This is a genomic window from Allosphingosinicella deserti (assembly GCF_003012735.1).
Taxonomy (GTDB): Bacteria; Pseudomonadota; Alphaproteobacteria; order Sphingomonadales; family Sphingomonadaceae; genus Allosphingosinicella; species Allosphingosinicella deserti.
Genome location: NZ_PXYI01000002.1, coordinates 613,541 through 626,221, shown reverse-complemented (window position 1 = coordinate 626,221; position 12,681 = coordinate 613,541). Strand labels below are relative to the sequence as shown.

Sequence of the window (12,681 nt, the reverse complement as noted above, 5' to 3'; positions counted from 1 at the left end):
GCGCCGTGACCGGTCAGTCGGCCGCTATCTTGTCGAGCAGTCCGAGCAATTGCTTGCGCTCGCTTGCGGTCAGCCGGGCGAGCGTACGTTCTTCATGGGCGAGCACCAGCGCAAGGGTGCGATCGAGCTCCGCCTCGCCCTTGGCGGTGAGGAAGAGCGCGAGCGCTCTGCGATCGTGCGGCGCCAGCCGGCGATCGATCAGATCGAGCGCGGTGAGCTCGTTGATCAGCGGCACCAGATTGGCCCGCTGAATGCCGAGTTCGGTGCCGAGCCCCATCTGGATGATCCCCGGCTTCGCCCGAATTACCGCGAGCATCGCGACCAGCACCCGCCTGAGGCCGGTCGGCTCCAGGGTGACGGCAAGATCGCCCATCATGCGGTTATGCGCCCGGCGCAGGGCGTAGCCGACAAGATCTTGGAGCGACGGTGTCGAACCCTGCGGGTGGGCGGCGTTCGCCGTTTTGGCCGGCTCGGCGGCGTTCGCCACATTGGCCGGCTGGGCGGCGTTCGCCACATTGGTGTTTGCGTTCGCCACGCGTTTCTCCCTTGATTGTTATGTTCCACAACATTATGCCGATGACAACAGCAAAACGACGTGGAGACGGCAATGTCTGAAGCAGCAAATGTGCTTTTGTCCATCGGCGGCCGGCATGAAGAGGCTGCCGGGGGCCGAACGTTCACCCGCCTGAACCCGATGACCGGCGAAGCGGCGACTCGGGCCGCGGCGGCGAGCGTCGCAGATGCGCAGCGCGCCGCCGGCGCGGCCGCCGGCGCCTTCCCGGCCTGGTCGGCGCTCGGGCCCAATCCGCGCCGCGCACTGCTCAACAAGGCCGCAGACGCGCTCGAGGCGCGGGCCGCCCAGTTCGTCGATGCGATGATGCACGAGACCGGATCGACGGAGATGTGGGCTCGGTTCAACCTGATGCTCGCCGCCGGCATGGTTCGCGAGGCGGCGGCGCTGACCACCCAGATCGGCGGCGAGGTGATCCCGTCCGACAAGCCCGGCTGCATCGCGATGGCGCTGCGCGAGCCGGTCGGCGTGATCCTCGGCATCGCGCCGTGGAACGCACCGATCATCCTCGCCGTGCGTGCGATCGCAGTGCCGCTCGCCTGCGGCAACACGGTGGTGCTGAAGGCCTCGGAGCAATGCCCGCGCACCCATGGTCTGATCGTCGAGGCGTTCGTCGAGGCCGGGCTGCCCGAAGGCGCGGTCAACCTCGTCACCAACGCGCCCGAAGATGCCGGCGACGTGGTCGGCGCGCTGATCGATCATCCGGCGGTGCGCCGGATCAATTTCACCGGATCGACCGCGGTCGGCCGGATCATCGCCAAGCGCGCCGCCGAGCATCTCAAGCCAGTGCTGCTCGAGCTCGGCGGCAAGGCGCCGCTGATCGTGCTCGAGGATGCCGATCTCGACGAGGCGGTCAACGCCGCGGCGTTCGGCGCGTTCATGAACCAGGGCCAGATCTGCATGTCGACCGAGCGGATCATCGTCGTCGAGACGATCGCAGACGCATTCGCCGAGAAATTCGGCGCCAAGGCGACCGGTTTGCTGTGCGGAGACCCGCGCGAGGGCAAGACGCCGCTCGGCGCGGTGGTCGACCGCCGCACCGTCGACCATGTGAACGCGCTGATCGACGATGCGCTCGGAAAAGGCGCGCGGGCGCTCGCCGGCGGCAAGGCCGACAGCGTGCTGATGGGCGCGACCGTGATCGACGGAGTCACCAAGGACATGAACCTCTATCGCGACGAGAGCTTCGGCCCGATCGTCGGGATCCTCCGCGCCAAGGACGAGGAGGACGCAATCCGCCTCGCCAACGACAGCGAATATGGCCTCTCGGCCGCCGTGTTCACCAGGGACACCGCACGCGGCCTCACCATTGCGCGCCGGATCAAGTCCGGAATCTGCCACGTCAACGGCCCGACCGTGCACGACGAACCGCAAATGCCGTTCGGCGGCGTCGGCGCCTCCGGCTACGGCCGCTTCGGCGGCAAGGCCGGGATCGACAGCTTCACCGAGCTGCGCTGGATCACGCTCGAGACCCAGGCCGGCCATTACCCCTTCTGAGCAGTCACCCCTTCGGCCCATTCTTCCCGGCGGCGCCGAACGCCCGCCCTCGACATCGGAGCAAGTCTATGCAGGAACGCAGCGAACAGGACACCGTCGCGTACGAAGTGATCGACCGAATCGCCTGGGTGCGGTTCAACCGCCCGGAGAAGCGCAACGCGATGAGCCCCAAGCTCAACCGCCGGATGCTGGAGGTGCTCGACGAGCTCGAATATCGCGACGATGTCGGCGTGCTCGTGCTCACCGGCGAAGGCCAGGCCTGGACCGCCGGCATGGATCTCAAGGAATATTTCCGCGAGACCGAAGCCGAGGGCCTTCGCGGCATCCGCCGCTCGCAGCGCGAAAGCTATGGCTGGTGGCGGCGGCTGCGCTGGTATCAGAAGCCGACCATCGCGATGGTCAACGGCTGGTGCTTCGGCGGCGGCTACGGCCCTCTTTACGCCTGCGACCTCGCCTTTGCGGCCGAGGAGGCGAAATTCGGCCTGTCCGAGATCAACTGGGGCATCCTGCCGGGCGGCGGCGCGACCAAGGTGGTCGTCGACCTGATCAGCCTGCGCGACGCGATGTACCATGCGATGACGGGCGAGATGATCGACGGCGCCAAGGCCGCCGAATGGCATCTGGTCAACGAAGCAGTCCCCGCCGAGCGGCTGAAGGCGCGGGTGACCGAGGTCGCCAACGTCCTGTTGGAGAAGAATCCGGTGGCGCTGAAAGCGACCAAGGATGCGGTGCGGCGGGTCAAGGACATGACCTACGACAATGCCGAGGATTTCCTCGTCCGCGCCCAGGAAGCCGCCAATTACTACGACAATCAGGGTCGCAAGGAAGGCATCCGCCAGTTCATCGACGAGAAGAGCTACAAGCCGGGGCTCGGTGCCTATGACAAGGAACGCGCCGGCAGCGACGCCGAGTGACGCCATCCGGCGTCGCCTGGGCGATGCCGAAGGCGGCACGCGGGCGATGCCGAAGGCGGCACGCGGGCGATGCCGAAGGCGGCACGCGGGACGGGTTTGAACGAGAGGAACAGTCTGCGATGAGCACGTGGATCGACAATCGCTGGTACGTCGCCGGCTGGGATTTCGAGGTCGACCGCGCGCCGCTCGCACGCACGATCTGCGGCGAGCCGGTGATGCTCTACCGCCGGCTCGATCGTCAGATCGTCGCCATGCAGGATGCCTGTCCGCACCGGCTGCTGCCGCTGTCGATGGGGATCAAGGAAGGCGATTCGATCCGCTGCCGCTATCATGGCCTGCTGATCGGCAGCGATGGCCGCGCCGAGGAAATGCCGCTGCGGAACGATCCGGTGAACCGGTCGATCTGCGTCAAGACCTATCCGGTCGTCGAGCGCCACCGCTATGTCTGGATCTGGATCGGAGCGGCGGAGAAGGCCGATCCGGCGCTGATCCCCGATTTCTGGCCGTGCAGCAGCGACGGCTGGACGTTCGACGGCGGCTACAATGCGATTGCCTGCGACTACCGGCTGCTGATCGACAATCTGATGGACCTGACGCACGAGACCTACGTCCATGAAGGGTCGATCGGGCAGCGCGAGTTGATGGAAGCGCCGATCACCACTCATGCGGAAGGGGACGAGATCGTCGTCACCCGCTGGATGCCGGGGATCGAGGCGCCGCCTTTCTGGCGGGGCGCGCTCGGCAAGGACGGGCTCGTCGACCGCTGGCAGATCTGCCGCTTCCTGCCGCCGTCCAACGTCATCATCGACGTCGGCGTCGCGCCGGTCGGGGCCGGTGCCAGCGTCGAGTCTCACGATCAGGGCGTGCGCGGCTTCGTCATCGACGCGATCACCCCGGAGAGCGAGACCAGCACCCATTATTTCTGGGGCATGGCGCGCAATTTCGACGTCCACGACACCGGCTTCACCGCCCGCTTCAAGCAGCAGCAGGGCGGCGTGTTCGCCGAGGATGTCGAGGTGCTGGAGGCGCAACAGCGCTCGATCCTCCGCAATCCGGGCTCGAAGCTGCGGGCCTATGCGATCGACCAGGGCGGGGTGAAAGCGCGGCTGGTGATCGAGCGGCTGCGCAAGGCGGAAGCCGCGGAGCTGGCCTAAGAGACGCGTGTGCGCCAGCGCGAGCGCTCAAGACACCTCATTCCATCACTTTCGGCAGCCCCGCGGCGAGTGCATCCACGGCGAGCCGAACCTTGTTGGGGAGGTGCCGGGTCTGCAGCCAGAGCGTGTGGACGTCGTAGAGATAGGGCGGCTGATCCGGCAGCAGATGGACGAGCGTGCCGGCGCGAAGCTGGTTTCGGACCAGCCAGCTCGGCAGCCACGCGAGCCCCATGCCGGCCGCGGCGGCATCGGCGATCGCACCGAGATCGTCGAAGCGCAGGCGGTTGGCGAGGGTGATCTCGCGCGCGGGCGCGCCCTCCTGCGGGAACAGCCATGGCGGGATGCGCCCGGAGCGGCGATAGATCACCCCGTCATGAGCGGCGAGATCGTCGAGCGTCTCCGGCACGCCGCGGCCCTCGAGATAGACCGGCGCGCCGACCACGATCATGCGCTGGCGGGCGACCCGACGCGCGATCAGGCCCGCTTTGTCGGCAAGCGTGCCGGTGCGGACCGCGAGATCGAAGCGATCCTCGGCAAGGTCCGAGAGGCGGTCGCTGAACGACAGATCGAGCTCGAGGCCGGCATGCGCGCGGGCGAGATCGGTCAGGATCGGCGCGACGCAGCGCCGGCCGAACAGCACCGGCATCGCAACCCGCAGCGTGCCCGAAGGCTCGAGGCGCTGGTCGGCCGCGAGTGCGTCGGCGGCATCGGCTTCGGCCAGCACGGCCCGGCAGCGATCATAATAGGTTCGGCCGAAGTCGGTCAGGCTCTGACGGCGGGTGGTGCGGTTGAGCAGGCGGACCCCAAGCCGCTCCTCGAGGAAACGGACATGCTTGCCGACCATCGGGGCGGAGAGATCGAGCGCGGACGCCGCTGCCGCGAACGAGCCGAGATCGACGGCGCGGACGAACACGGCCATGCTGGTCAGGCGGTCCATCAGAGATTGCGCACCATTCGAAACTCCTGGTTTGCACAGATGTGCCGAACGCCGGATTTATCGGCGGCAGGTGCGGCAGCATAGCCCATTCCATCACCTGATGATGGAGTAAGCCAATGACCCGCATCGTTCGCCTGCACCGGCTCGGGGACCCCGAGGTCCTGCAATACGAGTCCGTCGACTATCCGCCGCCCGGCCCGGGCGAGGTTCAGATCGCGGTCAAGGCGCTTGGTCTCAACCGCGCCGAGGCGATGCTGCGCACCGGCGTCTATATCGAGAAGCCCGCCCTCCCGTCCGGCCTCGGTCTCGAAGCGGCAGGGATCGTCGAGCGGGTCGGCGCGGGGGTCGATGGATTCGCCCAAGGCGACGCGGTCAGCGTGGTGCCGCCGCCCTCGATGGTGCGCTGGCCGGCTTATGGCGAGCGCGCCACCTTCCCCGCTCGGCTGCTGGTCAAGCACCCGCCGTCGCTCGGCTGGGAAGAGGCGGCCGCGCTCTGGATGCAATACGTCACTGCTTATGGCGCGCTGATCGATGTCGCTAGGATCACCGCCGGCGAGTTCGTCGTGATCACCGCCGCGTCGAGCAGCGTCGGCCTGGCGGCGATCCAGATCGCGAATGCGATCGGGGCGGTTCCGATCGCGGTCACCCGCACGTCCGCCAAGGCGGACAGGCTGCTCGACGCCGGCGCCGCTCATGTCGTCGCCTCGGAGGAAGAGGATTTGCTCGCGCGGCTGACTGCGATCGCCGGTCCGGAGGGCGTCCGGGTGGTGTTCGATCCGATCGGCGGCCCGGCGTTCGAGCCCCTCACCGCGGCGATGGCGCGGGGCGGGATCCTGATCGAATATGGCGCGCTCAGTGCCGAGCCGACGCCGTTCCCGATCGGCGCCGTGCTCGGCAAGAGCCTGACCCTGCGCGGCTATCTGATCCACGAGATCGTCGCCGATCCGGACCGGCTGGAAGCGGCCAAGGCGTTCGTGCTGGCGCGCCTGGAGAGCGGCGCGCTGCGGCCGGTGATCGATCGGGTGTTCGCGTTCGACGAAATCGTCGAGGCGCACCGCTATCTGGAGTCCAATGCGCAATTCGGGAAGATCGTGGTGCGGGTTTGAAGGCGGCGACCGCCCGTGCACACGCTTCCCGTTCCTACTTCAGGGAGGGGCCCGGGGTGGATTGCAGCCGAGCGGGTTCGATAGCCGCGAGGATGCCATTTGCGCCTTCGGCGGCATCGAGCCACCAAAGGCGCCCCCCTTAGCCTCCCGGCAGGGAGGGGAGCTAGTAGGGAAATTCTCTCGATCGGGAAGACGTCTTACAACTCGCCCCAGACCTCCTTGGCGATGTCGACGATCAGTTCGAGCTTGGCGCGTTGCTGGTCCATGCTGAGGTCATTGCCTTCGAAGGTCGACGAGAAGCCGCATTGCGGGCTGAGGCAGAGCTGGTCGAGCGGTGCGAATTTCGAGGCCGCCTCGATCCGGCGGAGGATGTCGTCGCGTTGCTCGAGCTCGCCGCGCTTGGTGGTGACGAGGCCGAGGACGACGCGCTTGTGCCCCTTGGGCAGCAGGCGGAGCGGCTCGAACCCGCCCGAACGCTCGTCGTCGAATTCGAGGAAATAGCCGTCGACGTCGAGCTGGTTGAACAAGGCGTCGGCGACATAATCGTAGCTGCCCGATGCTACCCAGGAAGACCGGAAATTGCCGCGGCACAGGTGGGTGGTGATGGTGAGGCCGTCGGGCCGGCCGGCAAGCGCCTTGTTGATGATCTGGATGTAGATTTCGTGCTGGCGTTCGGGATCGCCGCCCTCGGCCGCGATCATCTTGCGCTGCTCGGGATCGTTCAGATAGGCCAAGCTGGTATCGTCGAGCTGCAGGTAGGTGCAGCCGAGCCCGGCGAGATTGGCGATTTCCTGCGCGTAAACGGCGGAAAGATCGTCGTAGAAATCCTCGAGCCGCGGATAGACGCTGGTCGAAACCGCCGCGCGGCCGCCGCGATAATGAACCATCGACGGGCTCGGGATGGTGAGCTTGGGAATGCCGTGCGTCACGTTCGCCTTGAGGAACTGGAAGGCGTCGGCGAAAATCGTCGACGGCAGGCTCAGCCGATCGGAAACGCGCAGCGCCGACGGCGTGAAATCGATGTCGCCCGCCTGGTTGTGGAAGTGGACCTTGATGTTGGAGGCGACCTTCTCGATCCCGCCGATCTGGTAGATGTAATCCATGTGCCAGGAGGCGCGGCGCGCTTCGCCGTCGGTGATGCCCTTCAGCCCCACCTCTTCCTGCAAGGCGATGATGTCTCGGATCGCCTGGTCTTCCAGGTCCTTCAGCCGCGGCGCCTCGGCGGGATCGGTCTTGGCGCGCTCGCGCGCTTCGAGCAGATAGCGCGGGCGCAGCAGGCTGCCGACATGGTCGGCGCGAAAGGGCGGGCGGCTGGTCATGATCCTCTCCTCGGACGGGTTTCACCAGTCTCTAGCGCACATTGCTATGCCTCACAACATATGCCAGAAGCCTTGTCCTCATTCCTGGGAGAGGATGCGATGGTGGGCGCAGCGCGCGCAAGGCCGATGCCGGTACCGGACTTCGTCCGTCTTCATGCCCGTGCGCGCCCGGACGCCGTCGCGCTCGCCAGCGCCGGTGGCGGCGCCGAGTTCACCTATCGTGCGCTAGACAGCGCGATCGCCTCGGCCGTCACCTTCCTCCGCAAGGCCGGCGTGACGCGGGGCGAACGAGTCGCCGCGCTCGCCCGCAATTGCAGCGAGACGGTCATCCTCCAGCTCGCCTGTGCGCGCGCCGGCGCGATCCTGGCGCCCCTCAACTGGCGCCTCGCCCCGGCCGAATTGTGCGCGCTGATCGAGGATTGCGATCCCGTTCTGCTGGTCGGCGACGACATGCTCGATTGCCTCGCAACGAGCGCGGTGCCGAAGATGGCGATGGCCGAGGTTGCCGCCGCGATCGCGGCGGAAGCGCCGGCACCGTTCGAGGCGGGCGATGCCGACCTGCCGTCGCTGATGCTCTACACGTCGGGGACGTCGGGCAAGCCCAAAGGCGTGCTGCTCACCGAGCGCAACCTGTTCGCCACCGCGGCCAATTTCGCGGTGCTCGGCGAAGTCGGCCCGAACAGCGCCTTTCTGGTCGATTCACCGATGTTCCACGTCATCGGCATGGTGACCAATGTCCGGCCGACGCTGATGATGGGCGGCCGCATCGTCGTGTCGAGCGGCTTCGATCCGGCGACGACGCTCGCACGGCTGGGCGATCCCGACCTGGCGATCAGCCACTATTTCTGCGTGCCCCAAATGGCCGAGATGCTGCGGGCGGCACCGGGCTTCGATCCCGACCGCCTGCGCGGATTGAAGGCGGTGTTCACCGGCGGCGCCCCCCATCCGGCGGCGCGGATACGCGAATGGCTGGCCGACGGCATTCCGATCGTCGACGGCTACGGCATGACCGAGGCCGGAACCGTGCTCGGCATGCCGCTCGACCCCGCCATCATCGACCGCAAGGCAGGATCGGCGGGATTGCTCGGGGCGACGATCGAGCGCCGCGTCGCCGCAGCCGACGGCAGCGATTGTGCGCCCGGCGAGGTGGGCGAATTGCTTCTGCGCGGGCCCAATGTCTGCGCAGGTTATTGGCGCAACCCGGCCGAGACCGCGAAGGCGTTCACGCCCGAGGGCTTCTTCCGCACCGGCGATCTCGTCCGCGAGGACGAGGACGGGTTCTTCACGCTGGTCGACCGCAAGAAGGAGATGTTCATCTCCGGCGGCGAGAACGTCTATCCGGCGGAGATCGAGGCGGTGCTCGCCGGCCATCCGTCCATCGCCCAGGCGGCGGTGCTCGGAGTCCCGGACGCACGCTGGGGCGAGGTCGGCCATGCGTTCGTGCTGTTGCATCGGGGTGCGGAGCCGGACGAGCAGGCGATCCTGGCAGCGTGCGGCGAACGCCTCGCCCGCTACAAATTGCCCAAGAAGATCCACTTCGTCGCGGATCTGCCGCGCACCGGATCGGGCAAAGTGATCAAGTCGGCGCTGCGCGCACTGCTCGGCGAGTGAGCTTGCGTTCCGGGTGACGCGGTCGCTATCCCGTTGGGATGAGCGGCACCGATCCCACCCCCAAACTCGAGGACGTCGCCAGCCGCGCCGGCGTGTCGACCGCGACCGTATCGCGATTCATCAACAATCCGGACGTCGTCGCGGCGGCGACCGGGGAGCGGATCCGGGCGGCGATCGACGAGACCGGCTACATCCCCAATCTGGTCGCCGGCGGCCTCGCGTCGAGCAAGAGCCGGCTGGTCGCGGTGCTGATCCCCAATCTCACCAATTCGATCTTCAACGACACGATCGAGGCCATGGTCGAGGAATTGAGCGCCGGCGGGATCACCGTGATGCTCGGCCTCACCGGCCCCCACGAGATCCAGGCCGAGCAGATGATCCGCGCCGCGATCAGCCGCCGCGCCGACGCGATCATCTCGACCGGGCCGATCAACGAGCCGATCAAGGCGCTGGTGCGGCGCAGCCGCGTGACCTTCCTCCAGGTGTGGGAATTGCCCGAGGATCCGGTCGACATCGCGGTCGGATTCTCGCACCCCGATGCCGGCCGCGACATCGCCCGCTTCCTGATGGGCCGCGGCTATCAGCGCCCGCACCTCGTCACCGCCAACGGCAGCCGCGCGCGGATGCGCAGCGCGGGCTTCAAGGAGGAATGGCTGGCACAGGGCGGCCAGGCGCCGAGCGAAGGCGAGGTCGACATCCCCTCGCGCTTCGGTCACGCGCGGCGGGTCTTCGCCGAGATCCGCCGGCTCGAGGTCCAGCCCGACGTCGTCGTCTGCGGTTCCGATTATCTCGCCCAGGGGCTGATCGTCGAAGCCCAGACCAGCGGGCTGCGGGTCCCCGACGATCTTGCAGTGGTCGGGTTCGGCAACACGTCGGTCGCCGGCGAAATGCGGCCGACGATCACCACCGTCGACATCGACGGACGGCGGATCGCGCGCGAGGCGATCGCCGCGATCCAGCGCCGAACACGCGAACTTGCGCCGGGAGAAAGGCGGATCGACGTAGGTTTCCGGCTGATCGCGCGGGAGAGCGCCTAGCTCCTCCCCGGTACGGGGAGGGGGACCATGGGCAGCAGGTGGAGGGGCTGCTCAGGACTCAATGCCAGCCGCTCCACCACCGCCTGCGGCGGCGGTCCCCGCCCCGTACCGGGGAGGATCTTGGGCTTGCGTGACGGGCCTCAGCATGCAAACGCTTGCACGAACACGTGGGAGAGTGAGCATGCGCATCGCTGGAGCCGTCGTCGCTTTTGCCCTGATCGGTGCGGCGCCGCCTTCCGTGGGCGAGCCCCTGCCCTCCGGCGCGCGTTGGGCGTCGGAAATGCCGGCGAACTGGAACGGCACCCTGCTCCTGTGGAGCCGCGGCTATTCGCCCAACGTCGGCGCGCCCGAAGTGGCACCGGCGCAGATCAAGGACGCGTTGCTGTCGGCCGGCTATGCGCTTGCCGGATCCGATTATGGCGCCGGCGGCTGGGCGCTCGAGGAGGCAGTGCCAGCGCAGCGAGCGACGATCGCCGCCTTTGCGGCGCGCTACGGTAAACCGAAGCGGGTGATCGGCTGGGGCTATTCGATGGGAGGGCTGGTCACCACCGCTCTCGCCGAGCAAAGGCCTGCCCCGATCGATGGCGCCGTCGCCTATTGCGCCTCCATCGGCGGGGCGGTGGGCATGATGAACATGGCGCTGGACGGCGCCTTCGCCTTTCGAACCCTTGTCGCGCCGGACTCTACGATCAAGGTGGTCGAGACCGGCGACGACATGACGAACGGGCGCAAGGTCGGCGAAGCGCTCGCGGCGGCGACGGCGACGGCGGAAGGGCGGGCGCGGGTCGCGCTGGCAGGCGTGCTCGCGGGGATCCCCGGCTGGACCAGGCCCGGTTCGCCGGCGCCTGCGGCGGACGATGCCGACGGGCAGGCGGCGCAGATCGGCGACGCGTTCGTGCGCGGAGTCTATCTGCCGCGGGCCGATCAGGAACGCCGCGCCGGCGGCACCTTCTCGTGGAACACCGGCCTCGACTATCGCCGGCAGCTCGCGCTTTCCGGGCGGCGGCCGCTGGTCGAGGCGCTGTATCGCAAGGCCGGGCTCAGCCTCGATGCCGATCTCGCCCGGCTGAACGCCGCGCCGCGGATCGCCGCCAGCCCGGGCGCCGTCCGTTACATGACCCGCCATTACACGCCGAACGGCAAACCAAACGTGCCGTTGCTCGCCGTCCAGGCGGTCGGCGATGGGCTGACCTCGCCGTCGCTGCAGCGTTTCTACGCCGAGGCAGCCAGACGCAGCGATGTGCAATCGCTGTGGGTGAAGCAGGCCGGCCACTGCAATTTCACGCCGGACGTCGTCCTCGCCGGCATCCGCCATGTCGATGCCAGGCTCGCCGCCGGCCGCTGGCCGAAGGCACCGGCACCGCTGGTCGCGCACACAGCGCCGCCGATGCTGCGCCCGTGCCTTCGCGATGGACGCTGCCGCTGACGCCCGCGGTTCAGCGGATCCCCTTGCGTTCCACCTTCCACGACGGATCCGTGCAGAGACCGCAGGGATCGCCGGTGAACATCCGGCCGGCCCCGGAATCGCCGCGCAACTGCCAGTTGAGCCAAGCGGTCGCGATCTGCGCGACCTGCCCGCCATTACTCTGGCGGAAGGTGCCGCCGTGGCCGACGCCGCTGGTCGCAAATACGGCCGGCACGTGCTCGATCCGCCTGAAATCGTCGCTGCCGTTGGGCCAGGCGACGTCGGATGTGCCGCCGAGCACGTAGAGAACCGGCGTGTGCAAGGCTTTCAGCATCGCCTTGTCCACCGTGACGCCCGGGATCGGATTGCTGCCGTCGGTGAAGATGCCGCTATTATGGACGATCACCGCCTTGACCCGCGGATCCGCACCGATCTCGATTGCCTGCAGCCCGCCGCAGCTATGGCCGGCGACCGCCACCGCCTTGGGATCGATCCGCCCGAAATAGCGGCTGCCGAGCCGACCATTCTCGGCGAGCGCCCAATCGATGCCGCGGGCGACATCCGCGGCGGTCGTCTTGACCGGCGGCAGGCCCCCTGAAGCATTGGGCCGGCGCGGCTCCGCGGACGCCGGCGGCGCGCCGGGTCCGCTCAGGATCTTGCCGGGCGCGACCACCACATAGCCGTGCGACGCGATTTCGGCCAGGTGCTGGCGAGCGCTCGCGCCATCGTCGCTGCAGCCGCCATTGCCCCACACCAGCAGGCCGAGCTTGCGGCCGCCGAGCCCACCCAGATCGGCCGGGCGATAGACGACATGATCGGGCAGACTCGCATCGACCTCCTTCAGCGCCGGATAGCGGCCGGTGCCCTTCGTGTCCGGCATCGCTGCATAAGCGGCACGGCCGGGATCGGCCGAACGCGTGACCTGGGGCGTGGCTTGCGGGGGCTGGGCGGAGGCCGTGCCGCACAGGAACAGGGCGGACAGGTTGGCGATCAGGGGGCGTCTGGGCATCGAACATCCTTCCGTTCGGCTCCTCGCGCGGGAGCCTGTCGACAAGATCTATTCACCTCCAAGAGGAGCTTGCAAGCGCTTTCACCTTCAGATACATAATTGTTATGAGGCACGACATTAT

General features: G+C 67.9%; 11 protein-coding genes. 7 read left to right on the top strand and 4 right to left on the bottom strand.

Going from position 1 to position 12,681, the window contains the following annotated elements; all coding sequences use genetic code 11:
- Positions 1–13: 13 nt before the first annotated feature.
- A complete protein-coding gene (locus C7I55_RS07205; protein WP_106512196.1) occupies positions 14–535 on the bottom strand; it encodes a MarR family winged helix-turn-helix transcriptional regulator in 522 nt (173 codons plus the stop codon).
- A gap of 72 nt (positions 536–607) precedes the next feature.
- On the opposite strand from C7I55_RS07205, the gene C7I55_RS07200 reads away from it, so the two are divergent.
- From C7I55_RS07200 to C7I55_RS07190, 3 genes are all read left to right on the top strand, one after another.
- Positions 608–2,068 (top strand): aldehyde dehydrogenase, encoded by a 1,461-nt coding sequence (locus C7I55_RS07200; RefSeq protein ID WP_106512195.1) that lies wholly within the window; start codon positions 608–610, stop codon positions 2,066–2,068.
- Between the two features lie 68 nt (positions 2,069–2,136).
- Positions 2,137–2,982: a p-hydroxycinnamoyl CoA hydratase/lyase gene (locus C7I55_RS07195; RefSeq protein WP_106512194.1), complete on the top strand. Its 846-nt coding sequence runs from the start codon at positions 2,137–2,139 to the stop codon at positions 2,980–2,982.
- Between the two features lie 119 nt (positions 2,983–3,101).
- Positions 3,102–4,136, top strand: coding sequence for an aromatic ring-hydroxylating dioxygenase subunit alpha (locus C7I55_RS07190; RefSeq protein WP_106512193.1), 1,035 nt, complete (start codon positions 3,102–3,104; stop codon positions 4,134–4,136).
- 37 nt (positions 4,137–4,173) lie between these two features.
- Here the strand turns inward: C7I55_RS07190 and C7I55_RS07185 are convergent, their stop codons facing one another.
- Positions 4,174–5,073 (bottom strand): LysR family transcriptional regulator, encoded by a 900-nt coding sequence (locus tag C7I55_RS07185; RefSeq protein ID WP_106512192.1) that lies wholly within the window; start codon positions 5,071–5,073, stop codon positions 4,174–4,176.
- Positions 5,074–5,189: 116 nt separating this feature from the next.
- Here C7I55_RS07185 and C7I55_RS07180 point away from each other — a divergent pair, with 116 nt between their 5' ends.
- Positions 5,190–6,179, top strand: a complete 990-nt coding sequence (locus C7I55_RS07180; protein WP_106512191.1) for a zinc-dependent alcohol dehydrogenase family protein — start codon at positions 5,190–5,192, stop codon at positions 6,177–6,179.
- 197 nt (positions 6,180–6,376) lie between these two features.
- On the opposite strand, the gene C7I55_RS07175 is transcribed toward C7I55_RS07180, so the two are convergent.
- Positions 6,377–7,498, bottom strand: a complete 1,122-nt coding sequence (locus C7I55_RS07175) for a 5-methyltetrahydropteroyltriglutamate--homocysteine S-methyltransferase (protein ID WP_106512190.1) — start codon at positions 7,496–7,498, stop codon at positions 6,377–6,379.
- A 99-nt stretch (positions 7,499–7,597) separates the two neighbouring features.
- On the opposite strand from C7I55_RS07175, the gene C7I55_RS07170 reads away from it, so the two are divergent.
- The 3 genes from C7I55_RS07170 to C7I55_RS07160 all read left to right on the top strand — a co-directional run bounded on the left by C7I55_RS07170 (position 7,598) and on the right by C7I55_RS07160 (position 11,572).
- A complete protein-coding gene (locus C7I55_RS07170; RefSeq protein WP_233222093.1) occupies positions 7,598–9,109 on the top strand; it encodes an AMP-binding protein in 1,512 nt (503 codons plus the stop codon).
- A 38-nt stretch (positions 9,110–9,147) separates the two neighbouring features.
- On the top strand, positions 9,148–10,146 hold the full coding sequence (locus C7I55_RS07165) for a LacI family DNA-binding transcriptional regulator (protein WP_106512189.1): 999 nt from the start codon (positions 9,148–9,150) through the stop codon (positions 10,144–10,146).
- 181 nt (positions 10,147–10,327) lie between these two features.
- A complete protein-coding gene (locus tag C7I55_RS07160; RefSeq protein ID WP_106512188.1) occupies positions 10,328–11,572 on the top strand; it encodes an alpha/beta fold hydrolase in 1,245 nt (414 codons plus the stop codon).
- Between the two features lie 10 nt (positions 11,573–11,582).
- Here the strand turns inward: C7I55_RS07160 and C7I55_RS07155 are convergent, their stop codons facing one another.
- Positions 11,583–12,560 carry an alpha/beta hydrolase gene (locus tag C7I55_RS07155; protein WP_233222092.1) on the bottom strand — a complete coding sequence of 326 codons (978 nt, stop codon included), beginning with the start codon at positions 12,558–12,560 and terminating at the stop codon, positions 11,583–11,585.
- Positions 12,561–12,681 lie beyond the last annotated feature (121 nt).